Origin of the sequence: uncultured Ruegeria sp., assembly GCF_947489545.1 — a bacterium.
GTDB lineage: Bacteria > Pseudomonadota > Alphaproteobacteria > Rhodobacterales > Rhodobacteraceae > Ruegeria.
Map to the genome: position 1 here is coordinate 156363 of NZ_CANLDZ010000009.1, position 23874 is coordinate 180236.

Here is a 23874-nt window from a genome sequence, read left to right on the forward strand (position 1 = left end):
CATGAAGACTTTCTATGGCACCACGCTGCCCAACCCGCTGATGCTGGGCACCGCCCAATATCCCAGCCCGACCATCCTAGAGCAAGCGTTTCGCGCAAGTGGTGCAGGCGTGGCAACCGTATCTTTGCGCCGGGAAGGGGCAGGCGGCACCGGGCAGACCTTCTGGACTATGATCCGCGATCTGGGCGTGCAGATCCTGCCCAACACGGCCGGGTGTCACACTATCAAAGAGGCCGTGACCACCGCCCAGATGGCACGCGAAGTGTTTGATACGACATGGATCAAGCTGGAATTGATCGGCCATACGGACAGTCTGCAACCGGATGTGTTTCAGTTGGTTGAAGCCGCCCGTATTTTGACCGAGGACGGGTTTCAGGTGTTTCCCTATACCACCGAGGATCTGATCGTCGGAGAACGGCTGCTTGAGGCCGGGTGCGAAGTTTTGATGCCCTGGGGGGCGCCTATTGGGTCTGGTCGCGGTTTGAACAACAAATACGCCCTGCGCGCGATGCGGGCCGAGTTTCCCGACGTGCCGTTGGTCATAGATGCGGGTATCGGCCTGCCCAGCCACGCCGCCCATGCGATGGAGCTGGGATATGATGCGGTGTTGCTGAACACTGCTGTGGCCCGAGCGGGCGATCCGATTGAAATGGCGCAGGCCATGGCATTGGCCGTGCAGGCAGGACAGCTGGCCCGTCAGGCCGACCCGATCGAGCCGCGCGACATGGCCGAAGCCTCAACCCCCGTTGTTGGAAAGGCCTTTTTGTCATGAGTTTGGATCGATTTTACCCGATTTTTGACCACTCGGATTGGTTGCGCCGGATGCTGCCATTGGGCGTCAAGCTGGTGCAATTGCGCGTAAAGGATCAGCCCGTTGCCGAGGTTCGTAAGCAGATCGTGATCTCGCAGCAGCTGTGCCGTGAGTATGGCGCCACGTTGGTCGTGAATGACTATTGGCAAGTCGCCATCGACGCGGGATGCGACTGGATTCATCTGGGGCAAGAGGATCTGGATGACGCCGATCTAAAAGCAATCAAAAATGCGGGTCTAAAACTGGGCGTTTCCACTCATGACAATACCGAACTTGAGCGGGTTCTGGCCATGGCCCCGGATTATGTGGCGCTGGGCCCGGTCTATCCGACAATCCTGAAAAAGATGAAATGGCACCAGCAAGGACTGCCCCGGGTGACGGAATGGAAACAGCGCGTGGGCGACATTCCTTTGGTCGGCATTGGCGGTATGAGCGTGGAGCGCGCGCCCGGCGTGTTGGCGGCTGGCGCTGACATTATCTCGGCCGTGACCGATATCACACTAAATGCAGACCCCGAGGCGCGTGTACGCGATTGGATTGAGGTTACGCGATGAGCCGTTATGCCCGTCAGACAATCCTGCCGGAAGTTGGCGCAAAGGGTCAGGCCCGCCTGTCGGCTGCGCGTGTGCTGGTTGTGGGCGCGGGCGGGCTGGCGGCACCTGTTTTGCCTTTGTTGGCAGGGGCCGGGGTTGGGCATCTGACCATCTTGGATGAAGACATAATCTCACTTTCAAACCTGCACCGTCAAACATTGTTCACTGAACAGGATTGTGGTCGTCCAAAAGTTGAGGCAGCAGCAGAGCGATGCCGCACGCTTAACGCTGGTATTGAAGTTAGTGCCAAGAATGAGGCTCTAACAAGGGTTAATGTCGCGGAGTTCATAGCCGGCGTCGATCTGGTTTTGGATTGTGCGGACAGCTATGCGGCCAGTTACACTCTGTCAGATACCTGCCTGGAGATGAGCAAGCCGCTAATCAGCGCGTCGGTGCTTGGCTTGACCGGATATGTCGGTGGATTCTGCGGCGGTGCCCCGTCCTTGCGTGCGGTGTTCCCCGATGCCCCCGACAGCGGCGCAAGCTGCGCGACCGCCGGCGTGCTAGGCCCCGTCGTTGGAGTGATGGGCGCGATTCAGGCGCAGATGGCTTTGAACCTGATCTTGGGACTCGATCCTTCACCCCTCGGGCAGATGGTGCAGTTTGACGCCCGTACTTGCCGCAGTACCGGGTTCCGGTTCGATGGTGCGCCAGAGCCGGATACCTATTTTTCATTCATCAGCGCGTCTCAACTTGGACCGAGCGATCTGATTGTTGAGCTACGCGATGCGCAGGAAGCGCCGGATCCGATCCATCCGGATGCGCAGCGTATGAACCCTGAGAACCTAAAAATAGAGTCTAACAAAGACCAAAGACTGGCTTTGTGCTGTGCCACCGGCCTGCGCGGATGGCGTGCGGCCGAACGAATTCAACCGAATTGGCCGGGCGAGATTGTCCTCGTCGCGGCCTCGACCTCGTGAACAGAAGGAAATGCGAGATATGAAGAAGCTGATCGCTGCAATTGCCCTGCTTGCCGCTGCGCCGGCCTGGGCCGAAGATAAAATGACCGTTCTTCTGGACTGGTTCATCAACCCCGATCATGGCCCGATCATTGTGGCGCAGGAGAACGGCTATTTCGCCGAACAGGGCCTTGAGGTCGAGATCGTTCCACCCGCCGACCCCTCGGCGCCACCACGTCTGGTGGCCGCTGGTCAGGCCGATCTGGCCGTGTCCTATCAGCCGCAGCTGCACCTGCAAATCCACGAGGGCCTGCCGCTCAAACGTGTCGGCACACTGGTTGCCACCCCGCTGAACTGTCTGCTGGTTCTGGAAGACGGCCCGATCAAATCGCCCGCCGATCTTAAGGGTAAGAAAATCGGATTTTCAGTTGCAGGCGTGGAAGAGGCGGTCCTCAGCACAGTTCTGGGCAAGTATGGCGTCAAACTGGACGAGGTTGAGCTGATTAACGTGAACTTCTCGCTGTCGCCGTCGCTGATGACCGGTCAGGTGGACGCGGTGATCGGTGCCTACCGCAATTTCGAATTGAACCAGATGGATATCGAAGGCGTTCCCGGCACCTGTTTCTATATCGAGGAAGAAGGCGTGCCAGCCTATGATGAGCTGATCTATGTCGCCAATCCCGAAACCATGGATATCGACAAGGTCACCCGCTTCCTGGCCGCGACCGAAAAGGCAACGCAGTACATCGTCAACAATCCGGACAAAAGCTGGGAAATCTTCTCAGGCACCTCGCCCGAATTGCAGGACGAGCTGAACGCCCGCGCGTGGGTCGACACGCTGCCTCGCTTTGCCTTGCGCCCGGCGGGTCTTGAGGCCGGCCGCTATGCAAGGTTCGAAGCGTTCCTGAAAGACAGCGGCATGATCGACAGCATCAACCCTGTCAGCGACATTGCCATCGACGTGACCGCAAAATGAGCGAGTATGGCAAAGCCTTCGCGCTGATGCGCGATGCGGCGCAGGGGCCGTGGCGGGATTACACCCGCCACACCTTTGTCGAAGGGCTCAAGGACGGCACCCTCCCGCGAGAGGCGTTCCTACATTATCTGCGGCAGGATTATGTGTTCCTCACCCATTTCTCACGTGCTTGGGCGCTGGCGGTGGTCAAGGCGCAGACCCATGAAGAAATGCAGGTCGCCTCGGCCACGGTTAACGGGTTGATGCACGAAGAGATGATGTTGCATGTGGGCGTCTGCGCCGATGCGGGAATCTCGCGCGAAGAGCTGTTTGCCACACCAGAGCGGCCAGAGAACCTAGCCTATACCCGCTTTGTCCTGGAATCAGGGTATTCCGGCGACTACCTGACCCTGCTTGCGGCGCTGGTACCTTGTGTCATCGGCTATGCCGAGATCGGATCGCGATTGGCACAGGAGGCGACGTCGGAGACCTATCGCCCGTGGATCGACACCTATGCGGGCGATCAGTATCAAAGCTATTGCCATGATATCGGCGCCTTGCTGGATGCGGCGTTGATCAGGCGGTTGGGTGAAAACTATGACCAGCTTCCCGTATGGTCCGACCTCTGCAAGACCTTTGAAACGGCAACGATGCTCGAGGTCAATTTCTGGCAGATGGGCCTGACCCCATGATCCCAGCGCCCGACCTTACGATTAGAGGACATGCCAGTATAGATGGCGCGGCTTTGTTCGCGCCGCTGACCCTGACCCTTGCGGCGGGGCAATGGACGTGTCTGCTGGGCGGGTCGGGCGTTGGCAAAACGACGGTTCTTCGGTTGATTGCCGGGCTTGAGACTGGGGCGGAATTCACCGGACAGATTATTGCCAGCGACGGCCAGCCCGTCGCGGCGCGGGTCGCCTATATGGCGCAGGATGATCTGCTGCTGCCATGGGCAACTGTGGCGCAGAATGTCTCGTTGGGCGCGCGGTTGCGCGGCGAAAAGCCCGATATGGCCCGTCGCGACCGTCTGATCGAACGGATGCAGTTACAGAACCACATGACCAAAAAACCCTCCGAGCTTTCGGGCGGTCAACGTCAACGTGTCGCGCTGGCGCGTACGCTGATGGAAGACCGGCCCATTGTGTTGCTGGATGAGCCGTTTTCGGCCCTCGACGCCCGCACTCGGGCCGATATGCAGGAATTGGCTGCCGAGGCGCTACACGGCCGTACGGTTCTACTGGTGACCCATGATCCGGGTGAGGCCGCGCGACTGGGCCAATCGATTGTTGTCATGACACCGTCAGGTCTGACGCCCTGCCAACCGCCCCACGCCCCGGCCCCGCGAAAGGTTGACGATCTTGAGACGCTGGAAACCCAAGGTTCACTGCTGCGGCTTCTGCGTGAGGAGGTGGCATGAAGTACCTCTCGGCCCTCGCTGCGACCCTGTTTGCGTTGGGGATCTGGCAAGGCATTGTCACCCTGACCGGCCTGCCGAAATTCATCTTGCCTGGCCCGGCACTGGTAGCCGAGACGTGGTGGCAGAACCGCTGGGTGATCGCCGAGCATACCTGGATCACCGCCGTTGAGGTGGTGATTGGCATGGCGTTTGGCACGGTTCTGGGGGTGATCACTGCGCTGCAACTGGCCAATTCCCGTGCCGCGCGGGTGCTGGTGCAGCCGATGCTGGTGTTCACGCAGGCGCTGCCCGTCTTTGCATTGGCCCCGTTGCTGACGCTTTGGTTGGGTTATGGCCTGTGGTCCAAGGTGGCGATGGCGGTGCTGATTATCTATTTCCCGATAACTTCATCTTTTTTCGACGGGCTGATGCGCACGCCGTCGGGCTATCTTGATCTGGCGCGCACCATGCAGGCCAATCGCCGCACGGTTTTATGGCATATCCGCGTTCCCGCTGCCTTGCCCTCGCTGGCCTCGGGAATGCGGCTGTCGGCGGTTTATGCCCCGATCGGGGCAGTGATCGGCGAATGGGTCGGCTCGTCGCAAGGGTTGGGTTATCTGATGCTATTGGCAAATGGCCGCGCCAAGACCGATCTAATGTTTGCAGCGATGCTGACCTTGGGCGTGTTCTCGATCCTTCTGCACATGATCGTCCGTCGCGCCACGGCGCGCATGGCCGGTGAGATGCGTTAACCATTCGGAAACCGATTCTGCGCCAGTGTGGCGGCATGACACAGGACGCCTTTGCTGAAGCCTCGATGCTGTTTGACACGGACGAAGCACCCGCGCAGCCGCTGCCGTCTGGTCGGTTACCTTCCTACATCAAAGATCATCGGCGGCGGTTGCGCGAAAGGTTCATGTTCGGCGGGTCGGCCGCGATGCCGGATTATGAGCTGTTGGAGCTGGTCCTGTTCCGGTCCATCCCCCGGCAAGATGTGAAGCCATTGGCGCGCACGTTGATCGATACGTTCGGCGATTTCAATCGTGTGCTGACTGCACCTCAGGAACGACTGCGAGATATCAAAGGCGCAGGCGACACGGTAATCACCGATCTGAAGATCCTCGAAGCCTGCGCCCATCGCATGGCCCGCGCGCGTGTGATGCAGAGGCATGCAATCTCAGGCTGGGATGCGCTGGTGGACTACTGTCATACCACCATGGCCCATCGCGAGACCGAGCAGTTTCGCGTGTTCTATCTGGATCGTAAGAATGTGCTGATCGCGGATGAGGAACAGGCCAAAGGCACCGTTGACCATGTTCCGGTTTATCCGCGTGAGGTCGCCAAACGCGCCTTAGAGCTGAACGCCTCGGCGCTTATCGTGGTCCACAACCACCCGTCAGGCGATCCGACCCCATCACAATCGGATATAGATATGACCAATCGCATTCAGGATGCCTGTACAGCACTCGGGTTGACCCTGCATGACCATCTGATCATCGGCAAATCAACCGAACTTAGTTTTCGGTCAGAAGGCTACCTTTAGCCGCTACTGCACCCAAACTTCGACCCGGCGATTGACTTTGCGGCCCCAATCGGTGTCGTCACAAGCCATCGGCATCGCCTCACCGAACCCATCAACTGAAACCTCAACGCTGTCCGGAATGGCGGTTTCTACCGCTGCCAAAACGGCATTGCGCACGGTTTGGGCCCGACGTAGTGCAATGCGGGCGTTGGCTGCGGCGGCCCCGTCACCGTCGCTGAACCCGACAAAGACCAGTTTGCGGGCATCAAACCTGCCGGCCTCAAGCGCTTGTGCCAGGTGCAGGATGTTGGATCGTGATTGGGCGTCGGGTCGGGACGATCCGGTCTCGAACCGGAAAGACAAAGACAGTCGAGACAAGGGACGCAATGTCGCGATCATGCGCTGCAACTCCTCCAATCCGACCTCGGCGCTGCCGGTGACGATTGCATTGGCCAGACGGTCACCCTGAAGCCCGATCTGCATCGTTTCAGGGGTCTGGTCGACAAAACCGGCTTGTCGGATCGCCATCTGAGCGTCCGGACTTTGGCTATAAGACAGGAACTGACGCGCCACCCGCGGCAGACGGCGTTCGGGCAAGTACAAAAACATGGGCGATGTCAGCGGGTAGTCTTCGGTCTTGATCGACTGACGCGTTGCGGCCAGCGCATGTCCACAGCCCCCGGTTAACGGCAACGCGCGGGCCGCTTCGGCTGAGGCTTGACTGGCAATCCCGATGGCAAAGGGATCATCTGCGACCGCACGCACCAGATCGCTGCCCCGTGAATGCCGGATGGCAGACGCCGACAGCTCGACCCCGGCTGGGATCAAAAGTTGATCTTCAACGGCCTGCGCCAGTCCCGATCCCGCATCGGGCATGTACAGGGCAATTGGAGCGTCCGGACCGCCAAGATCTGACCAACTGGAAATCTCGCCAGACAAAACGCCGGCCAGATCGCCGGGCGAGATCTGACGCACCACATTGTCTTGCGCCACCACTGGCACCATGGCGTCCAGCGCCACAACCCGAGACCGGCGGGTCTGTGTCAGATCGCCAAGTCCTGCAGATTGGGCCGCCTCGCGTTCAGTTTCTCGGATCTCACGCAAGGCCATGACGATGTCGGTATTGTTTTCGATCAGATCGGCAAATCCCCGATCGGTGTTGCCCAGGTGAAAGAACAGGCGCGCCAGCGGAGCTTGCCGTCCGTTTTGGTATAGCTCGTACTGAAACGTGCTTTGATCTACGCGCGCAGGCGTTGCTGTCAAACCCTCTTGTTGGGCGAAGCCGATAATCAGCGCGGGTAGGACGGTTTCAGCCATCACGGATGAGCCCGAAAACCGAACCTCAGCCACGAAATCGGTCAGGTTGGGGCAGGCCGGCCCGTCGCAGGTGACGCCTGACCCATCAACGGTCAACTCGCCGAATTGTGTATCGACCCGGTAGAATTCCCCATCGAACCCCAACAGATTGCCGGTCACCTCGACCTTGCCGTCATGCGAGGTGAGCGTGATGTCCTGCGCCATGACGCCTGATGCCAGCGTCATCGATAACAGTGCAGCCGCTGCTGCACGGAGAAATGTCATAAGATGGTCGAGCCTGCTTGCGGATTACTTTGCCGCAACTTTCAGGTCTTGGAGCAGATTATTCAACACCATAAACTCACCAGCTTGCGAACAATCCGGCAAATTCAGTATCAAATCCCGTGACCGCAGGCGGCGGTCTGCCCGCAGCTCCAGTGACTGCGCGCTCAGAGTCTGTCCGCAGTTCGCCTCGGTCACTTCAGCTTCGACGGTCAGATCAATCGTACCGGATTGATCCGCCTGACCTGCCGGGAAAGAATAAACCTCGATATTTTGCGCATCAACAAGCCCGGAATGGCCAAGGCTAACGACGTTGCCCGCCCCGTAGGCCGACGTGTCCGCCCAGATATGGCCTTCGCCGCCGTAACTGGCACCAAATTCCAACGCGTGAATCTGCAGCGCGGTTTCGCCCCGCCATTGCAGTACGACACGTTCATGCTCGGCAATGTCCGGGACATGGGTTGTCGCAACAGTCCCGGTTTCATCTTCGAAGGAAATCAGGAAAATCGCATATTCTGACAATGCCGGAATTGTCAGGTTCAGTGCACCGTTTTTGTCGGTCATCTGGGTGACGGTCAGCCCGCTGTGATGAATTTCGACCCGTTTTTCCAGGTGGCATGGGGCCTTTAAGCGCAGTCGTGCTTTGGCGCCGGGCACTGCAACGGCCCGAGCACCCATGGCGCAGTTTTTTTGAGTTCGGGTGGGGGCTGGTAAACTGCGTGTGGTCGTGGACACAACGCTTGTATGTTCTGCGATTGCATCGGACGGTGATGAAGATGTCAGGACGATGCTTTCAAGGCCCGCAAGGACTGAGGCTTGATCGGCAGTCGAAGCGACAGGCACATTGTCCTGCGCCCCGCTTGGCTGCGCGGACGTTCCATTTTGCATCAGATAGCCAATGCCTAAGGCACAAGCGACTGTGCCGCACATGGTCACATAGTTCCGTACAACGAACAATTCACTCTCCCCCCGTGTCAGGAGCGAGTCGCAACGTCGTTAATAATCACGGCCAATTTGTGGCCGCGAGGCGGACTCATTGTGTTTGACTGCGGGTGACGTCAGGTCAGTCTGCCGTGGCAATGCTTGAATTTCTTCCCTGACCCACACGGGCACTTGTCGTTGCGCGACGGGTTCCCCCAGGTTGATGGGTCGTCCTCGACAAACCCAGGAAGCGGGTCGCCTGAAGCTTCGGCTTCGGCCACTGCTTCGGCCTGGTTTGCGGCCTGATCCACGGCCTTTTGGTTCTGGGCTTGCTGGGCCGCCATCTGGGCAAGCATTTCCTTTTGCTCTTCTTCGGTCAAAGGACGTACGCGTGACAGCTGCTGCGTTACGGTTTCGCGCAGACTGTCCAGCATACCTTCGAACAGCTGGAAGCTTTCCGTTTTGTACTCGTTCAGCGGATCGCGCTGGGCGTAACCGCGGAAACCAACAACCGAGCGCAGATGCTCCAGCGTCAACAGATGCTCGCGCCACTTGCCATCAATGGTCTGCAGCAACACCTGTTTTTCGATATTGCGCATGTTTTCCGGCCCGAATGCGACAGCTTTTTGCGCCATCATTTCGTCGGCGGATTTGATTAAACGCTCGCGCACCTGTTCATCATCGACGCCTTCTTCTGCGGCCCAGTCCTGAACCGGGGCGTCGATGCTCAGCTTGTCCTTGATGGCCTCGTACAAGCCATCGGTATCCCATTGATCTGCATAGGATTTGGGCGGCATGTATTCGTCAATCAGATCATCAATCACCTGTTCGCGCATATCCGATACGATCTCGGACAGATCGTTGGTCGACATGATCTCGCGACGCTGGCTGAAGATTACCTTACGCTGATCGTTCATCACGTCGTCGAACTTCAGTACGTTCTTGCGCATGTCAAAGTTGCGACCTTCGACCTTGGACTGCGCACGTTCCAGAGACTTGTTCACCCAGGGGTGCACAATCGCCTCACCTTCTTTCATGCCCAGTGTGGTCAGAACTTTGTCGAGACGTTCCGAGCCGAAAATACGCATCAGATCATCTTCAAGGCTAAGGTAGAAAACAGTGCGGCCCGGGTCACCCTGACGACCGGAACGGCCGCGCAGCTGATTGTCGATGCGGCGGCTCTCATGGCGTTCGGAGGCCATCACATACAGGCCACCCGCTTCAAGTACCTTCTGCTTTTCTTCGGCATGGCGCGCTTCTTCGGCTGCGCGCAGCTCGGTTGGGTCGGCTTCGGGGTTTTCCGCCAACGCCTGAAGCACTTTCATTTCGACATTGCCGCCCAGCTGAATGTCAGTGCCGCGACCGGCCATGTTGGTAGCGATGGTCACCGCGCTATAACGGCCCGCATCGGCGACGATCTGGGCCTCTTGTTCGTGCTGGCGGGCGTTCAGAACGTTGTGTTCGATACCTTCCTTGGTCAGCAGCTGGCTCAGCAACTCGGATTTCTCAATCGATGTTGTGCCCAAAAGAACAGGCTGGCCCTTTTCGGTGGCCTTCTTGGTTTCTTGGATCATCGCGTCGTACTTCTCGCCACCGGTACGATAAACCTGATCGTCTTCATCCAGGCGCGCGATGGGTTTGTTGGTCGGAACCTCTACCACGCCCAAACCGTAAATCTCGGCAAATTCTTCCGCTTCGGTCAGCGCGGTACCCGTCATTCCACCCAGCTTGTCATAAAGGCGGAAATAGTTCTGGAACGTTACGCTGGCTAGCGTCACGTTTTCGGGCTGAATTTGCACGTTTTCCTTGGCTTCGATGGCCTGATGCAAACCTTCGGACAAACGACGGCCCGGCATCATCCGGCCGGTGAATTCGTCGATCAGAACTACGTTGCCGTCCCGGACGATGTAGTCCTTGTCCCGCTGGAACAGCTTGTGCGCCCGCAGACCCTGATTGACATGGTGCACCACAGTGGTGCTTTCGGGATCGTAAAGAGAATGCCCTTCGGGGATCAGCTCCGCCTCTAGCAACTGGCTTTCCAGAAACTCGTTGCCTTCATCTGTGAAGGTCACGTTCCGGGACTTTTCGTCCAGTGTGAAGTGATCATCGCTCAGCGACGGGATCAGCGCATCAATGGCGGTGTATAGATCCGAGCGGTCCTCGGACGGGCCCGAGATGATCAGAGGGGTTCGCGCTTCATCGATCAGGATCGAATCCACCTCATCCACGATCGCGAAATTATGGTGCTTCTGGTACACCTGATCCAAATCTGCCTTCATGTTATCGCGCAGATAGTCAAAACCCAGCTCATTATTGGTGGCATAAGTGATGTCGCAGGAATAGGCTGCCAGCTTCTCGGCATCGGGCTGGCCTGACCAGATCACGCCGGTTGTCATGCCAACGGCGGCAAACACCTTGCCCATCCATTCTGAATCGCGCTTGGCCAGATATTCGTTCACCGTGACGACGTGTACGCCCTTGCCGGTCAGTGCGTTCAGATACGCAGGCAGGGTCGCAACCAGCGTCTTGCCCTCACCGGTTTTCATTTCCGAGATATTGCCCTGATGCAGAAACGCACCGCCCATCAGCTGCACGTCGAAAGCACGCAGGCCCAGCGCGCGCTTGGCGCCCTCGCGGACATTGGCAAAGGCCTCAGGCAGCAGGTCGTCCAGGCTTTCGCCGTCCAGTGCACGCTTGCGCAGTTCGGCGGTCTTCTCGATCAGACCCTCATCCGGCAGCTTTTCGAACTCTGGCTCCAGCGCGTTGATCTGTTCGACCAGCGGGCGGGTCGCCTTGATCTTGCGGTCGTTCGGTGTTCCGAACACCTTTTTGGCGAGCGTTCCGAGTCCCAGCATGTTCACTCCAGCGGATCTTTTCTTGTCTTGGTTGCGACAGGCTTGCCCACCTTGCGCGCAACCCATAGATAGCTGGGATGAAAGATGGTCCTGTCAAAGGCTTCAAGGCGATGTAAGCGGCAGGTTCTGAAGTGTCAACGCCACGCCCCGTCGCGGCCAGAATATAGGATGATTCCATGCCCAAAGGCCTCACTTTTCTTCCATCGCTGGCCTTGGCGGCTGTGATGGCGCTGCCGCTGTCTGCAGAAACCAAGCCTGACGCCAGCACCGTCGTTGCCCGGGTCAACGGGGATGAGATCACATTGGGTCACGTCATTGCAACCGCGTCGACATTGCCGCCGCAATACCAGCAGGCTGAAGACGATGTGCTGTTTGACTTCATTCTCGAACAGCTCATTCAGCAGCAACTGCTTGGTCAGGAGCAAGATGGCTTGTCCAAGCTCCATGCTCTGACGCTGGAAAACGAAACCCGTTCCTTGAGCGCAGTGCAAACGGTTGATGCCTTGACGGATGCGGTCGCGACGGATGAGGCGGTTCAGGCGGCATATGATGCGCAATTTTCCGAATTTGATGGTGAAGACGAATACGACGCCAGCCACATTCTGGTCGAAACCGAAGACGAAGCCAAAGCCATCAAGGCGCAATTGGATGATGGTGCAGATTTTGCCGAGTTGGCGCGCGAGAAGTCGACTGGTCCGTCTGGACCAAGTGGTGGTGCATTGGGTTGGTTCGGCAAGGGCCAGATGGTACCAGAATTCGAGGCGGCCGTGCTTGAGCTTGAAAAGGGTCAGGTCTCGGACCCGGTTCAAACGCAGTTTGGCTGGCATCTTGTTGTCTTGAATGACACGCGCAAAACCCAAGCCCCTGAACTGGACGCCGTGCGGGAGGAATTGGTTCAGACCATCCAGCAAGAGGCGATTCAGGCGCGTATCGACGAATTGACGCAACAAGCGCAGATCGAACGCCCTGCACTTGAAGGGGTCGGGCCGGAAGTCCTGCGCCAACTGGACCTGATTCAGGAGTAACCCCCTTGGCCACGATCACTAAGGTGTCGCCGCTGGCGCCAGCGGCCTTCCCGGATTTGCCCGCCATTGACGGGGTACGTTTTGCCACGGTTGAGGCGGGCGTGCGTTATCAGGGGCGCACGGATGTCATGCTGGCGGTTCTGGACCCCGGTACTTCGGTGGCCGGGGTGTTCACCCGGTCGGCCACCCGCGCCGCGCCTGTGCTGGATTGTCAGGAAAAGATCGGCGGGCCCAATGACGGGCCCGCAGCGATATTGGTCAATTCCGGCAACGCCAACGCTTTTACTGGTCACTACGGCCAGACCTCGGTCTCCGAAGTGACTCAGGCCGTGTCCACCGCGACGGGCGTTGCCGTCGAACGGGTTTTCACTTCGTCTACGGGCGTGATTGGCGAACCGTTGCCACATGAGCGGATCGTATCGCAGCTAGAGACGTTGAAGTCCGGGCTCAGCAGGCATGCAGTGGAAGACGCCGCGCGGGCCATCATGACAACTGACACTTTCCCGAAAGGGGCCAGCGCTCAGGTCGAGATTGACGGCAAAACAGTCGCTATTGCGGGGATTGCCAAAGGGTCCGGCATGATCGCGCCTGATATGGCGACGATGTTGGTCTACATCTTCACCGACGCTCAAGTCGAACAATCGGCGTTGCAGCAGTTGCTGGATGCCCAGACGGGCCGGACATTCAACTGCATTACCGTGGACAGCGACACCTCGACGTCCGACACCCTGTTACTGTGTGCAACAGGCGCGTCCGGAGTGGATGCAACTGGCAACGGGTCATTCGCCAATGCACTGGAATCCGTCATGCTGGATCTCGCACAGCAAGTGGTGCGTGACGGCGAAGGCGCGACTAAATTCGTGGAAATTCGTGTGACTGGGGCCGTCTCGGATGCCGACGCCAAAGTACACGGGCTGGCCATCGCCAACTCTCCGTTGGTGAAAACCGCCATTGCGGGCGAGGATCCGAACTGGGGCCGCGTCGTCATGGCCATCGGCAAATCGGGTGCTGCGGCAGATCGTGACCTGCTTAGCATTTCCTTTGGCGATATTCTGGTGGCCGAAAAGGGCTGGGTCAGTCCAGACTACCGCGAAGACGCCGCCGCCGCCTATATGAAAGATCAAGATCTGGTGATTGCCGTTGATCTGGGTCTGGGCGACGGAAAATCGACCGTTTGGACCTGTGACCTGACCCACGGCTATATCGAGATCAACGCGGATTATCGCTCGTGAAAACCATATTAGTGTCTGCCGTCGCCCTGATCGATATCGAGGGCCGCGTGCTGCTGGCGCAACGGCCCGAGGGTAAATCCATGGCCGGCCTGTGGGAGTTTCCGGGCGGTAAGATCGAACCCGGTGAAACCCCCGAGGCCGCCTTGATCCGTGAGCTACAGGAAGAGCTGGGTATTGATACCTGGGCATCGTGCCTCGCCCCGCTGACCTTCGCCAGCCACAGCTACGACGATTTCCACCTGCTAATGCCGCTGTTCGCTTGCCGCAAATGGGACGGCATCCCGCAGTCAAAAGAAGGGCAATCCCTGAAATGGGTCCGTGCCAATGAGCTGCGCAGTTACCCCATGCCCGCGGCGGATGTTCCGCTGATCCCGATCCTGCGCGACTGGTTATGATCGTCCGAATTTCGGGCCTTTGCGGCGTCTTCTGAATGAGGCCATGCCGCACTCCAGGCAGTCGTGGCTCTAGCGAACCACTCGAATCCGAGAGCCCGACCGACCGGGGAGAGGGACATTCTGGTCGTTCGCTGCGAGGCGGATGTCCGCAATGCGGACAAAGCCGCCTTTTCAGCTCTGGAAAATGTCAGTCTGTGGCGTATAGCCGCTCAAGCAATAACCCATCCAGTGGTGTGTAGAATTCTTCCATCTGATCTAACGCCAGTATGGACGCCTTTCCATTGTCAAGGGAACCGACCAGACCGAACGAGAGTATCAGGTTTCGACGCAGGCAATAGTTGGGCCGTTCGTCGCGATCGACCAAAATCACCGCCCGCTTAATTGTCCCGGAACTTGTCTTCTGAAGCGATGAACTGCAGAAAGACTCGCCACGTTCACGTATGCCAACAAGGTCCTTGGCGAACTCGGTCTCTAGTGTCTCGTCGACATAACCAACCAAATTCCAAAGTGACTTACGAGTTCCTATGAAAACTACTATTTCGGGTTCTTGATCCCCCTTACTCCAGAGCGACAAATTGAGTGTTTTTTTTGCCTTTTCAGCCAGGAAATTGGCATCGGCGTCAAACTCGTCATTCATAGACTTAAGCATCTCGGCGGGAGCTGGTCCCGAAACATGAAACGATATCTCGAGCACAGGTTGTTCCCACCTGAAAACCGGAACTGACGCGAATTGCTCCCACTCGCGTGGCGCATCCGTTGCTTTCTGATAGAGGTGCTCGAAGTCTGCGCCCGCGTTTAGTAGTGAGGCCGGTACAACAGAAAAAAACACGACAAATGCAAAGATGAGCCCTAGAGAACGAGAGTGTGTCATGGGTGGAGACTGTCTTTCTCTGATTGCATTTGGATTTGAGCGGCTCCAAATCTAGGAAGGACATGCGCACCACACTCCAATTTCGTCAAGTTAACGGAAGGAAGTGCAGCAACTGTCTTAAATGACAAAGCTAAGTATAAGTCAATTTGGGCTCAAATCGGACGTCTAAGGCTTAAACTCTGAAATCAGCTCCAGTTCCTCGCGAGCCAAGTCTTCGAGAGCGACTGTACGTCCGTTCGCATCACTGAATTCCACGATGAATATCTTTCCGTCTACATTCTCGTGCACAATTGTGCCGTGCGAACCCACAGCGACGCCAGCCCGACCACTCCTCAAAGAGACAACATCAAGTTCCTTCACTTCCCCCCCAACGACTTCGAGACTTCGCGTTGAGTTTACTTGCCAACTCACGCGTCTGCAAAGGGTTCGCAGCAGTCATTGATTTCATTCACGAGTTCGGGAATTTCCCTTACTTAGACTCAGCTCATAGGCAGCATAGCGATCCGGGAACAACTCTTCGTAATGAGGGTGCGGAATTCCTATAACATCAATCCGGAGTTCTTTGTGGTCGCCAAGTTTATACTCGAACAGAACAGCGTCTGAGCACTCAATTTCGTCACCATCCTTGGTTCGCACTGATAATCCAATCCAACGGCTTATGGCTGGATCATCGTCCCGTTGCGGCGCAACGGCCACTCGGAAATCTGCGAAGCCTTCTTCGGCAACGAATACACCTTCGGCGCAGCCCATCGGCGGGTCACCATCCTCTAGTGCCGAAGTGCCAATGAGCTCTTCGTGGTAATGGACTTGGAACATGTGAGAGCACTAACTTGTGAGATTGGTATAAGCAAGGGACTGTAGTTGCATCGTCGGTTTGGGCTCGCGGCGGACGTTTGATAAACCCGACCAATTCATAGCGACGATATCAGCTCCAAATGCCGCTGCGTATACGCTTGCCGCACCTCTACCGGCGGGCGTAGCCTGATCTTTAACCCGTCCATAACCGCCTTGTCTGGGCGACCAAAGAACTTGCTGGCCTCTGTCTCAGAGAATCCGGCGATTTGCGTCGCCTCCATCCAGGCGCTGATCTTGTCGGCTTTTTTGATCTGGCGTTTCACCGTGGCGGGAACTGCGGCGGGTAGGCCAAACCGGATGTGAATGGCCGCCGCCAGCCGGTCATCCAGCGCTCCGTACCCTGGTCCTACGGCGGATTTCACCGGAGAGATCATATCGCCGATCACATATTCCGGCGCGTCGTGTAACAAGGCCGCGAGCCGCCATTTTATTGAGGTTTTGGGTGCAATCCGGCCAAAAAGCTCTTCGACCAGCAAGGAGTGCTCGGCCACGGAATAGGCAAAGTCCCCTTGTGTTTGCCCGTTCCAGCGGGCGACAAAAGCCAGCCCGTGGGCGATATCTTCGATCTCAATATCCACCGGGGTTGGGTCCAGCAGGTCCAGCCTGCGGCCTGACAGCATCCTCTGCCACGCTCTGGGTTGTGTTGCCATTATGCCATGCCTTGTGAAGTCGGACACATTAAATACGCCCTTTTGTGGTAGGATGTACCTGTCTGGATCACTTGCTGCCAACTTTTTCTTGAGCATTCGTGCTTTGAAACGGCGCGATACGATCCCGATATTATGGACTGAGGGGGGTGCATACTCCTCCCAGTGTGTGCCCCTCTCGAAACGAAACTCGTATCGAAAGGAGCTTGTCATGTTCAAGCGTTTGTTTGCAATTGCCCTGACATTTGGAATGGCCGCTACGGCCCCGCCCGCCTTTGCCCAGAATTGTGCAGAGCGCGAGCATGTGATTACCAAGCTGCAGGACAGCTACGCGGAAGAACTGGTCTTTGGCGGTTTGCAGAAATCACGTGGCGCACAATCGGTCATGGAGGTCTGGACCTCGAAGGAAACGGGAAGTTACACCGTTCTGGTGACCCACGCGAACGGCCTGAGCTGTATTGTTGCCGTTGGCACGGATTTTTTTGAAGCGATCCCCAAGATCAAGGCTGAGGGGACACCCAGCTAAATTTAACGGCACCATCGCTCGTTTCCAGTCTACCACGTTGCCACCTGCCCCAAGGAGTGCTAGGGGCAGCCCGGACAATTATTTACCGGAGTGGAGAACCTGATGGCCGGGGACTATATCGTTAAGGACATTTCGCTGGCCGAGTTCGGCCGCAAGGAACTGGATATTGCCGAAACAGAGATGCCGGGCCTGATGTCCCTGCGCGCAGAATACGGTGAAAGTAAACCGTTGAAAGGCGCGCGCATCGTTGGTTCGTTGCATATGACGATCCAGACAGCCGTTCTGATCGAAACGCTGGTTGCGCTGGGCGCGGATGTGCGCTGGGCGTCTTGCAACATCTTCTCTACCCAGGACCACGCGGCAGCGGCGATTGCAGCGGCAGGTGTGCCGGTCTTTGCGATCAAGGGTCAGACGCTGGAAGAGCATTGGGATTATCTGGACAAATCCTTCCTGTTCGAAGACGGCCCCAACATGATCCTGGACGATGGCGGCGATGCGACGCTGTACATCCTTCTGGGTGCGCGTGCCGAAGCGGGTGAAGACATCATCCCGGTTCCGGGTTCGGAAGAAGAAGAAGCCATCAAGAAGCAGATCGCCAAACGTATGGCGGCATCGCCTGGCTGGTTCACCAAGATGCGTGGTCAGATTCAAGGTGTCTCCGAAGAAACCACCACCGGTGTGAACCGCCTGTATCAACTGGTCAAAGAAGGCCAGCTGCCGTTCCCGGCAATCAACGTGAACGATTCGGTAACCAAGTCGAAATTCGACAACAAATACGGCTGTAAGGAGTCGCTGGTCGACGGCATCCGCCGCGCCACCGACACTATGATGGCCGGTAAGGTCGCCGTGGTTTGTGGTTATGGGGATGTGGGCAAAGGATCGGCCGCTTCGCTGCGCGGCGCGGGTGCCCGTGTGAAAGTGACCGAAGTTGACCCGATCTGCGCGCTTCAGGCTGCTATGGACGGGTTCGAAGTTGTGATTCTGGAAGACGAAGTCGCAAGCGCTGACATCTTCATCACCACCACAGGCAACAAGGACGTGATCCGCATCGAGCATATGCGCGAGATGAAGGACATGGCCATCGTTGGCAACATTGGTCACTTCGACAATGAAATTCAGGTGGCCAACCTGAAAAACCACAAATGGACCAATATCAAGGAACAGGTCGACATGATCGAGATGCCTTCGGGCAACCGCATGATCCTGTTGTCCGAAGGTCGCTTGTTGAACCTGGGCAACGCCACAGGCCACCCGTCCTTTGTGATGTCGGCCTCTTTCACCAACCAGGTTCTGGCTCAGATCGAGCTGTTCACCAAGGGTGATGAGTACAAAAACGACGTCTACATCCTGCCCAAGCATCTGGACGAGAAGGTCGCGCGCCTGCATCTGGACCGCATCGGCGTGAAACTGACCCAGATGGACAGCGAGCAAGCCGCTTATATCGGCGTGAAGCCCGAAGGCCCCTACAAGCCCGAGCATTATCGTTACTGATTTCTTGGCAAATCATGTTTGAGACGGCGGCCAGATTGGCCGCCGTTTTTCTTTGGATATCAGCGCAGGGGCGGGATGAAATCTCCGCGACCTTGAGGCGTAAAATCCAGAATGTTCCAAAGCGGCCATGCGGCATCTACATGACGCGGGTGCCAGTCGCTGGGTTGAAAAAACAACTCAGAGCTCCAAAAGTGATGGATACCGTGCTCATCCCGTTGAAAAACATTCAAGATCGGAAGTTGGCTTCCGTCTTCCGCCTCGGCTAGGTAGTCGCGCTGATAATCTGTTCCGAGAGCAGAAAAAAGAGGCAGCTCTGTCCAGCCCATCTGGGTTTTGAGATTGGTCAGCTTCTCGGGCGTGTTTTCTGCGACAACTGCAAAGGCGATTTTTCTTGAAAGATGCGCAATCTGGCCGTTCAACCCGTCCAGAAAGGCTGAACACATGGGGCAGGGCGATTCCGCTTGCGACCCGTACATCAGTGAGTAGATAGCCAGCGTATCGTGTGATCCAAACAGAGATGACATCGATGCCGCACCTCCTTGCAGAGTGCGAAACTCAAAGTCATGCGGAACCCTACCGCCTTTGGGTAGATCACGCCGCAGGTTGGCGACGTTTTCGATCTGTGCCCTCAGATCTGCTTCGGCTGCAAGCAGGCTGTTGCGAGCGGTCCTATATTCGGGGCTTTCATTTGGCAGGGAAACGGTCATGGTCCTCTCCTGATTTTATAATTTAACATTTAAGTTAATTAATAACATGCCAAAAATCAACCTAGGTTCCGGCTAGGCTTTGCTTACGGGGAATGACGGAAATTTTTCCCTTTGTCTGAAGATCTCTTCTGTTTAACCTGCTGGCACCTTTTCAGGAATTTCAAAAACGCAGCCAAGACTGCAAACAGGGAGAGTGATTTATGGGTAAACGCGACGAACTTATCGCCAAATATGCTGAAGATTTGAAAAAAAAATGTGGCATGACCGCGGATATGGACCTGCTGACCAAGGTTACAATCGGATGCGGTCCGGCCATCTACAATGCGGACGCGGCGACCGTCGCGGCGAGCCAGGAGTCGGAGCTGGAAACCGTCAAGAACAACTTCCTCATCAAAAAACTGGGGCTGTCCGATGGGCCCGAACTTATGGCAGCAATCAAAAAAGCCATGGAAACCTATGGCATGTCAGAGCGCAACAAGTATCGCGCCGTCGTTTACTACATGCTGATCAAGCATTTCGGCAAAGAGTCGGTCTACAGTTAATCTCGTTTCAACCCTAAGGAAGCACCCGTCGGTCGCCGGCGGGTGTTTTGTATTTTAGCTTTAGTTTAAGCACTTGCAGTTTGAACGAGGCACGGTGAACCGGGTAAGGTCAGGTTGTGACCAGGACGGTCAGAACCAGCATATTCTATACACGTGTGGTGAGTAGGGAGCACGTGGGGTAGGGAAGGTTCTGCGTCGTCAGGGCCTTCCCTTTTTCAATCCGCCTGTGTTTGCCCAATCCCACAGACAATCACCCACTCTGCGTCGCTGACAGGCTGAACGGACAGGCGCGAGTTTCTGACCAAAACCATTTCAGACAAACGCTCATCTGCTTTGATCTGATCCAGCGTCACGGCAGCTGTGAAAGGGCGTATGGCTTTGATGTCCACGCATTCCCAACGTTCGTCATCTGTGGTGCTGTCTGGATGGGCTTCGGCACAAACCTCGACAATTCCGACGATCGCTTTGTCTTTCTGGGAATGGTAGAAAAACCCCCGGTCCCCTACGTTCATCTGGCGCATGAAATTGCGCGCCTGATAGTTGCGCACGCCGTCCCATTCCTCGCCGACGTCGCCTTTGGCAACTTGCTGATCCCAGCTCCAGGTCGAAGGTTCGGATTTGAACAACCAATACGCCATCAGCCAACCACCTTCTTCCACGCAATCAGTTCGACCGAGTCAAACAAGCCAGCCTTGGCGTAGGGGTCATTGTCCGCCCAGAGTTGCGCTGCGGCCAGATCATCCACATCAAGAACAATCAGCGAGCCGGTCATTGCATCACCATCCAGCAGGGGACCAGCTTGCGCAACGACTCCGGTTTCTTCGATATAGGCCAGATGGGCAGACCGGTTGTCCAATCGGGTTTGCAGGGCGCCGGCCTTGTCGCGGGCGATCAGGGCGATCAGCATATTATTCCTCCTTGAGTGGGCGATTGAGCAGCGATTGAATCGCCTCGGTCACACTGTAGGCGCCACTGCTGAGTTCCGCCACTGTTGTGCTGATTGGCATGTCCAGCCCTTCAGCGGCGGCAATGTCGGCCACAGCCCGCGCCGTCGCGACGCCTTCAACGGTGGTCGATGTATCAAATGTCTGTTTTTGCCCAAGGGACAGGCCATACCGGTAGTTGCGCGACAAGTCGGATGAGCAGGTCAGCACAAGATCACCCAGCCCTGACAACCCCATCAGTGTTTCTGGCTGACCGCCGCGCAGGGCAGCAAAGCGCTGCATTTCGGCAAAGCCACGGGTGATAAGCGCTGCACGGGCGCTGTCGCCAAGGCCCGCACCAATGCTCGCACCGCAGCCTATCGCCATCACATTCTTCAACGCGCCACCCAGCTCTGCCCCAACGGTATCGGTGGTGCGGTAAAGGCGCAGATTGGCGGTGGTGAGTTCGTTTTGCAGGGCGTGCCCCAGTCCGGCTTCGGAGCATGCAAGCGTAAGGGCCGTCGGAAGACCCCGGGCAATATCATCAGCAAAGCTTGGGCCGGTCAACAAAGCAGGTCGCGCTTCGGGGATCGTCTGCGCAATGACCGAAACCGGCCCCATTCCCGATGCCAATTCAATGCCCTTGCAACACGCGACCAGCGTTTTGCCCCCCAACGCGGACGCATATCGGGTCAGAACCGAGCGAAGCTGCTGCATCGGAACAGCCAAAAGCAGGACATCGCCTTGTGCCGCGTGATCGATATCAGAGGTGGCGTTGATTTCGGTGGGCAAGGCAACACCGGGAAGGCGGGTGTTTTTGCGCGCCTCCTGCATGCGCCTGGTCTGCTCGGCGTCACGAGACCACAGTGTAACAGGCCCTTTATGGGCCAGTGAGATGGCTAAAGCCGTGCCAAACGCACCTGCGCCAAGGATCGATACGCTCATGCCTTTGCGCCTTTTTTGCCGCTGCCCAGCATGGCAGGGCTGGATTGGTCCAGCGGCCAGCGCGGTCGGGCCATCAGATCCAACCCATCGCTGGCACCGCCGCGAAACCGCTCAAGACCCGCATAGGCGATCATCGCTGCGTTGTCGGTGCACAAGGCAAGTGGCGGCGCGGTGAAGTGTGCGCCAAACTCAGCACAAACCGTCTCTAACACGGTTCGTATGGCTGAGTTTGCAGCGACCCCTCCTGCGACGGCGACGACCGGGTCATCCGGATCTTGTTGAAGATAAAGGGCGATAGCCCGGCGGGTTTTTTCGGCCAGCGTGTCGACAACAGCTTGTTGAAACCCAGCGCACAGATCGGCCCGATCCTGTCGGGTCAACCCGCCCTTTTCGGCGACAATCTGATCTCGTGTCCGCATCAGCGCGGTTTTCAGGCCGGAAAATGACAGATCACATCCTGGGCGATCCAGTAGTGGGCGCGGAAATCGGAACCGCTTGGGATCGCCCAACTTCGCCTCAGCTTCGACGGAAGGTCCGCCGGGTTGCGGCAAACCCAGAAGGCGCGCGGTTTTGTCGAAGGCTTCACCGGGCGCATCGTCAATCGTCCCACCCAATCGGGTGAAGTCTTCGGGGCTGTGCGCAATCAGGTATTGGCAGTGCCCGCCAGAGACGAGCAACATCAGATAAGGAAAGGCGATTCCGTCGGTCAGACGCGGCGTCAGCGCGTGACCAGCCAGATGATTGACGCCGATCAGCGGCAGTCCCGTCGCTGCGCTCAGCCCTTTTGCGCACATCACACCGGAAATGACCCCGCCGATCAGCCCCGGCCCGGCGGTCACGGCTATGGCGTCGATGTCGCTGAGGGCCATGTCAGCCTTTTCGAGCGCCTGTACCACACAGACATCTAGCTTTTCCGCATGCGCCCGCGCTGCGATTTCGGGAACGACACCGCCAAATGCGCTGTGCAACTCGGTCTGGCCATGAACGATCGAGGACAGAATCTCGGCCTGCGCTCCCTCGGTTTGGCGCACGATTGCGGCCGCTGTGTCATCGCAGCTGCTCTCCAATCCAAGGACGGTAAGTGTTTGCACCATAGGCCTGATCCGTTGCATCATGATTGCCAAGCGGGGTAACACCCTGCGCGGACGCAAACAATCCTCAAGGCCGAAGGCGCCGCCCATTGTATTTGTTGATGACCCGCCCTCGCGCCGCCTCGGAAAGGTTTGTCGCGCACCTGCCGACCCGCACCAGATCACGGGTTACGGTCATCCATTCGCCCTTGCTGGACATCAGACCGTTGGCCACGCAGGTGGTGACACACGGCATGCGAGGCTTGATATTCTCATCAGCCAATGGCGTGAACGCGGCGGTCTCGCTGGGTGTCACCCGCGATCTGCCTGCATATTGCGTCGGGTCGACCACCACAGACACCGCCAACAGGGCCGGCTGGCAGGCGCATATGGCTGGTGGAACGGCGGAAGAGCTGGTGGCGGCGTTGTTACAAATCAGGCCGAATAGCCCGTTGTTGCATCTGCGCGGCGAACACAGCCGCGGCAATGTCGCTGAAAGACTGACTGAGCTGGGCGTAACCACGCTGGAGCAGCCGATCTATCAACAGCGTCTATTGCCCTTGACCGATGAAGCCCTTGGTGCCGCGGCAGGGGAAAATACTGTTATCGCGCCGATTTTCTCGCCCCGCACCGCGCGACAATTTGCCGACGTTTGGGACGGACCAGCCCCATTGCTGCTTGCCGCCATTAGCGAAGCAACGGCTGAACCCCTTAAAAAATTGGGATATGAGCGAATGAAGGTTACGAAAGAGCCGACACCCAAGAAAATGCGTAAAGCCGTCAAAAAGCTTGTGAAACATGCGATGCGGGTTGAGGGTGAGCCGGGTGCGGACTAACTTGGCACAGTCTTCAGTTTTGGTGATTTTGGATTCGATAAGGGGAATTTGACGGTGGCTGCTAAGAAAAAAACCGATCAGGAGCCGGTGGAAGAGCCTAAATCGGATGTTGTGGCCGAGAATACGGATGCCGAATCCAACGTTGAACCCGAAGATACAAGTCTTGACCCGGCTGACGCCGAGCAAGAGCTGACTTCCGAAGCCGAAGCCGAAGCCGAAGCCGAAGCCGAAGCCGAAGCCGAAGCCGAAGCCGAAGCCGAAGCCGAAGCCGAAGCCGAA

27 protein-coding genes and 1 pseudogene are annotated in these 23874 nt (G+C 57.4%); 16 read left to right on the forward strand and 12 right to left on the reverse strand.

Going from position 1 to position 23874, the window contains the following annotated elements; genetic code table 11:
• Position 1 precedes the first annotated feature (1 nt).
• The 8 genes from Q1B13_RS14210 to radC are packed head-to-tail and all read left to right on the forward strand — an operon-like array spanning position 2 to position 6197.
• Positions 2-772 (forward strand): thiazole synthase, encoded by a 771-nt coding sequence (locus Q1B13_RS14210; RefSeq protein ID WP_299081098.1) that lies wholly within the window; start codon positions 2-4, stop codon positions 770-772.
• Positions 769-1365: a thiamine phosphate synthase gene (locus Q1B13_RS14215; protein ID WP_299081095.1), complete on the forward strand. Its 597-nt coding sequence runs from the start codon at positions 769-771 to the stop codon at positions 1363-1365. The genes Q1B13_RS14210 and Q1B13_RS14215 overlap by 4 nt, the downstream gene beginning before the upstream one ends.
• Complete coding sequence (locus tag Q1B13_RS14220) at positions 1362-2324, forward strand: HesA/MoeB/ThiF family protein (RefSeq protein ID WP_299081092.1); 963 nt, start codon at positions 1362-1364, stop codon at positions 2322-2324. The genes Q1B13_RS14215 and Q1B13_RS14220 overlap by 4 nt, the downstream gene beginning before the upstream one ends.
• Positions 2325-2343: 19 nt before the next feature.
• Positions 2344-3279, forward strand: a complete 936-nt coding sequence (locus Q1B13_RS14225; protein ID WP_299081089.1) for an ABC transporter substrate-binding protein — start codon at positions 2344-2346, stop codon at positions 3277-3279.
• Positions 3276-3950 carry a thiaminase II gene (gene tenA, locus Q1B13_RS14230; protein ID WP_299081086.1) on the forward strand — a complete coding sequence of 225 codons (675 nt, stop codon included), beginning with the start codon at positions 3276-3278 and terminating at the stop codon, positions 3948-3950. The genes Q1B13_RS14225 and tenA overlap by 4 nt, the downstream gene beginning before the upstream one ends.
• Complete coding sequence (locus Q1B13_RS14235; protein WP_299081083.1) at positions 3947-4675, forward strand: ABC transporter ATP-binding protein; 729 nt, start codon at positions 3947-3949, stop codon at positions 4673-4675. The genes tenA and Q1B13_RS14235 overlap by 4 nt, the downstream gene beginning before the upstream one ends.
• On the forward strand, positions 4672-5406 hold the full coding sequence (locus Q1B13_RS14240) for an ABC transporter permease (RefSeq protein ID WP_298935931.1): 735 nt from the start codon (positions 4672-4674) through the stop codon (positions 5404-5406). The genes Q1B13_RS14235 and Q1B13_RS14240 overlap by 4 nt, the downstream gene beginning before the upstream one ends.
• A gap of 35 nt (positions 5407-5441) precedes the next feature.
• Positions 5442-6197 carry a DNA repair protein RadC gene (gene radC / locus Q1B13_RS14245; protein WP_299081081.1) on the forward strand — a complete coding sequence of 252 codons (756 nt, stop codon included), beginning with the start codon at positions 5442-5444 and terminating at the stop codon, positions 6195-6197.
• Between the two features lie 3 nt (positions 6198-6200).
• Here the strand turns inward: radC and Q1B13_RS14250 are convergent, their stop codons facing one another.
• The 3 genes from Q1B13_RS14250 to secA form a co-directional block, all read right to left on the reverse strand.
• Positions 6201-7757 (reverse strand): substrate-binding domain-containing protein, encoded by a 1557-nt coding sequence (locus Q1B13_RS14250; protein ID WP_299081079.1) that lies wholly within the window; start codon positions 7755-7757, stop codon positions 6201-6203.
• Between the two features lie 24 nt (positions 7758-7781).
• Positions 7782-8711: a hypothetical protein gene (locus Q1B13_RS14255; protein WP_299081077.1), complete on the reverse strand. Its 930-nt coding sequence runs from the start codon at positions 8709-8711 to the stop codon at positions 7782-7784.
• 101 nt (positions 8712-8812) lie between these two features.
• Positions 8813-11530: a preprotein translocase subunit SecA gene (secA, locus tag Q1B13_RS14260; RefSeq protein WP_299081074.1), complete on the reverse strand. Its 2718-nt coding sequence runs from the start codon at positions 11528-11530 to the stop codon at positions 8813-8815.
• A gap of 176 nt (positions 11531-11706) precedes the next feature.
• On the opposite strand from secA, the gene Q1B13_RS14265 reads away from it, so the two are divergent.
• Genes Q1B13_RS14265 through mutT form a run of 3 tightly spaced genes read left to right on the forward strand, consistent with a single transcriptional unit; the run spans position 11707 to position 14182 of the window.
• Positions 11707-12555, forward strand: a complete 849-nt coding sequence (locus Q1B13_RS14265) for a peptidylprolyl isomerase (protein ID WP_299081072.1) — start codon at positions 11707-11709, stop codon at positions 12553-12555.
• A 5-nt stretch (positions 12556-12560) separates the two neighbouring features.
• Entirely contained in the window at positions 12561-13787 is a 1227-nt protein-coding gene (gene argJ / locus Q1B13_RS14270) for a bifunctional glutamate N-acetyltransferase/amino-acid acetyltransferase ArgJ (RefSeq protein WP_299081069.1), read from the forward strand.
• Positions 13784-14182 carry an 8-oxo-dGTP diphosphatase MutT gene (mutT, locus tag Q1B13_RS14275; RefSeq protein ID WP_120633087.1) on the forward strand — a complete coding sequence of 133 codons (399 nt, stop codon included), beginning with the start codon at positions 13784-13786 and terminating at the stop codon, positions 14180-14182. Before argJ ends, mutT begins: the two co-directional genes overlap by 4 nt.
• Positions 14183-14369: 187 nt before the next feature.
• On the opposite strand, the gene Q1B13_RS14280 is transcribed toward mutT, so the two are convergent.
• From Q1B13_RS14280 to Q1B13_RS14290, 4 genes are all read right to left on the reverse strand, one after another.
• Positions 14370-15011 (reverse strand): DUF2927 domain-containing protein, encoded by a 642-nt coding sequence (locus Q1B13_RS14280; protein ID WP_299799854.1) that lies wholly within the window; start codon positions 15009-15011, stop codon positions 14370-14372.
• A gap of 207 nt (positions 15012-15218) precedes the next feature.
• The gene (locus tag Q1B13_RS27015; protein WP_367180706.1) at positions 15219-15464 is read right to left on the reverse strand and encodes a DUF4926 domain-containing protein; all 246 of its coding nucleotides are present in this window, start codon (positions 15462-15464) and stop codon (positions 15219-15221) included.
• Between the two features lie 33 nt (positions 15465-15497).
• Positions 15498-15869, reverse strand: a complete 372-nt coding sequence (locus Q1B13_RS14285) for a hypothetical protein (RefSeq protein WP_298937881.1) — start codon at positions 15867-15869, stop codon at positions 15498-15500.
• A 95-nt stretch (positions 15870-15964) separates the two neighbouring features.
• Positions 15965-16558: an HD family hydrolase gene (locus tag Q1B13_RS14290; RefSeq protein ID WP_299081064.1), complete on the reverse strand. Its 594-nt coding sequence runs from the start codon at positions 16556-16558 to the stop codon at positions 15965-15967.
• A gap of 208 nt (positions 16559-16766) precedes the next feature.
• On the opposite strand from Q1B13_RS14290, the gene Q1B13_RS14295 reads away from it, so the two are divergent.
• Both Q1B13_RS14295 and ahcY read left to right on the forward strand, forming a co-directional pair.
• Positions 16767-17081 carry a hypothetical protein gene (locus tag Q1B13_RS14295; protein ID WP_298937883.1) on the forward strand — a complete coding sequence of 105 codons (315 nt, stop codon included), beginning with the start codon at positions 16767-16769 and terminating at the stop codon, positions 17079-17081.
• 102 nt (positions 17082-17183) lie between these two features.
• Positions 17184-18572: an adenosylhomocysteinase gene (gene ahcY / locus Q1B13_RS14300; RefSeq protein ID WP_299081062.1), complete on the forward strand. Its 1389-nt coding sequence runs from the start codon at positions 17184-17186 to the stop codon at positions 18570-18572.
• A gap of 59 nt (positions 18573-18631) precedes the next feature.
• On the opposite strand, the gene Q1B13_RS14305 is transcribed toward ahcY, so the two are convergent.
• Entirely contained in the window at positions 18632-19279 is a 648-nt protein-coding gene (locus Q1B13_RS14305) for a DUF899 family protein (protein WP_299081059.1), read from the reverse strand.
• Positions 19280-19479: 200 nt separating this feature from the next.
• Between Q1B13_RS14305 and Q1B13_RS14310 the strand changes: the two genes are divergently transcribed.
• The gene (locus tag Q1B13_RS14310; protein WP_299081056.1) at positions 19480-19821 is read left to right on the forward strand and encodes a DUF2853 family protein; all 342 of its coding nucleotides are present in this window, start codon (positions 19480-19482) and stop codon (positions 19819-19821) included.
• A gap of 215 nt (positions 19822-20036) precedes the next feature.
• On the opposite strand, the gene Q1B13_RS14315 is transcribed toward Q1B13_RS14310, so the two are convergent.
• From Q1B13_RS14315 to tsaD, 4 genes are read right to left on the reverse strand one after another with little or no spacing between them, the layout of a single operon-like run.
• Positions 20037-20459, reverse strand: a complete 423-nt coding sequence (locus Q1B13_RS14315) for an EVE domain-containing protein (protein WP_299081053.1) — start codon at positions 20457-20459, stop codon at positions 20037-20039.
• Positions 20459-20728 carry a YciI family protein gene (locus tag Q1B13_RS14320; protein ID WP_299081050.1) on the reverse strand — a complete coding sequence of 90 codons (270 nt, stop codon included), beginning with the start codon at positions 20726-20728 and terminating at the stop codon, positions 20459-20461. The genes Q1B13_RS14315 and Q1B13_RS14320 overlap by 1 nt, the downstream gene beginning before the upstream one ends.
• Position 20729: 1 nt before the next feature.
• Positions 20730-21689, reverse strand: coding sequence for an NAD(P)H-dependent glycerol-3-phosphate dehydrogenase (locus Q1B13_RS14325; RefSeq protein ID WP_299081047.1), 960 nt, complete (start codon positions 21687-21689; stop codon positions 20730-20732).
• Positions 21686-22783: a tRNA (adenosine(37)-N6)-threonylcarbamoyltransferase complex transferase subunit TsaD gene (tsaD, locus tag Q1B13_RS14330; protein WP_299081043.1), complete on the reverse strand. Its 1098-nt coding sequence runs from the start codon at positions 22781-22783 to the stop codon at positions 21686-21688. Before tsaD ends, Q1B13_RS14325 begins: the two co-directional genes overlap by 4 nt.
• A gap of 98 nt (positions 22784-22881) precedes the next feature.
• Between tsaD and Q1B13_RS14335 the strand changes: the two genes are divergently transcribed.
• Together Q1B13_RS14335 and Q1B13_RS14340 are read left to right on the forward strand one after the other, a co-directional pair.
• Positions 22882-23595 carry a uroporphyrinogen-III synthase gene (locus tag Q1B13_RS14335; RefSeq protein WP_299081041.1) on the forward strand — a complete coding sequence of 238 codons (714 nt, stop codon included), beginning with the start codon at positions 22882-22884 and terminating at the stop codon, positions 23593-23595.
• Positions 23596-23649: 54 nt separating this feature from the next.
• Positions 23650-23874: pseudogene (locus Q1B13_RS14340) on the forward strand (hypothetical protein); the annotation flags it as partial.

Bases quoted from the DNA above. Each gene is read 5' to 3' on its own strand.
- ahcY (WP_299081062.1), top strand. From the start codon at position 17,184: ATGGCCGGGGACTATATCGTTAAGGACATTTCGCTGGCCGAGTTCGGC.
- Q1B13_RS14325 (WP_299081047.1), bottom strand. From the start codon at position 21,689: ATGAGCGTATCGATCCTTGGCGCAGGTGCGTTTGGCACGGCTTTAGCC.
- Q1B13_RS14240 (WP_298935931.1), top strand. From the start codon at position 4,672: ATGAAGTACCTCTCGGCCCTCGCTGCGACCCTGTTTGCGTTGGGGATC.
- Q1B13_RS14215 (WP_299081095.1), top strand. From the start codon at position 769: ATGAGTTTGGATCGATTTTACCCGATTTTTGACCACTCGGATTGGTTG.
- Q1B13_RS14320 (WP_299081050.1), bottom strand. From the start codon at position 20,728: ATGCTGATCGCCCTGATCGCCCGCGACAAGGCCGGCGCCCTGCAAACC.
- radC (WP_299081081.1), top strand. From the start codon at position 5,442: ATGACACAGGACGCCTTTGCTGAAGCCTCGATGCTGTTTGACACGGAC.
- Q1B13_RS14210 (WP_299081098.1), top strand. From the start codon at position 2: ATGAAGACTTTCTATGGCACCACGCTGCCCAACCCGCTGATGCTGGGC.
- Q1B13_RS14285 (WP_298937881.1), bottom strand. From the start codon at position 15,869: ATGTTCCAAGTCCATTACCACGAAGAGCTCATTGGCACTTCGGCACTA.
- Q1B13_RS14225 (WP_299081089.1), top strand. From the start codon at position 2,344: ATGAAGAAGCTGATCGCTGCAATTGCCCTGCTTGCCGCTGCGCCGGCC.
- Q1B13_RS14310 (WP_299081056.1), top strand. From the start codon at position 19,480: ATGGGTAAACGCGACGAACTTATCGCCAAATATGCTGAAGATTTGAAA.
- Q1B13_RS14295 (WP_298937883.1), top strand. From the start codon at position 16,767: ATGTTCAAGCGTTTGTTTGCAATTGCCCTGACATTTGGAATGGCCGCT.
- secA (WP_299081074.1), bottom strand. From the start codon at position 11,530: ATGCTGGGACTCGGAACGCTCGCCAAAAAGGTGTTCGGAACACCGAAC.
- Q1B13_RS14265 (WP_299081072.1), top strand. From the start codon at position 11,707: ATGCCCAAAGGCCTCACTTTTCTTCCATCGCTGGCCTTGGCGGCTGTG.
- tsaD (WP_299081043.1), bottom strand. From the start codon at position 22,783: ATGGTGCAAACACTTACCGTCCTTGGATTGGAGAGCAGCTGCGATGAC.
- Q1B13_RS14235 (WP_299081083.1), top strand. From the start codon at position 3,947: ATGATCCCAGCGCCCGACCTTACGATTAGAGGACATGCCAGTATAGAT.
- Q1B13_RS14250 (WP_299081079.1), bottom strand. From the start codon at position 7,757: ATGACATTTCTCCGTGCAGCAGCGGCTGCACTGTTATCGATGACGCTG.
- Q1B13_RS14290 (WP_299081064.1), bottom strand. From the start codon at position 16,558: ATGGCAACACAACCCAGAGCGTGGCAGAGGATGCTGTCAGGCCGCAGG.
- Q1B13_RS14315 (WP_299081053.1), bottom strand. From the start codon at position 20,459: ATGGCGTATTGGTTGTTCAAATCCGAACCTTCGACCTGGAGCTGGGAT.
- Q1B13_RS14335 (WP_299081041.1), top strand. From the start codon at position 22,882: ATGACCCGCCCTCGCGCCGCCTCGGAAAGGTTTGTCGCGCACCTGCCG.
- Q1B13_RS14305 (WP_299081059.1), bottom strand. From the start codon at position 19,279: ATGACCGTTTCCCTGCCAAATGAAAGCCCCGAATATAGGACCGCTCGC.
- Q1B13_RS14220 (WP_299081092.1), top strand. From the start codon at position 1,362: ATGAGCCGTTATGCCCGTCAGACAATCCTGCCGGAAGTTGGCGCAAAG.
- tenA (WP_299081086.1), top strand. From the start codon at position 3,276: ATGAGCGAGTATGGCAAAGCCTTCGCGCTGATGCGCGATGCGGCGCAG.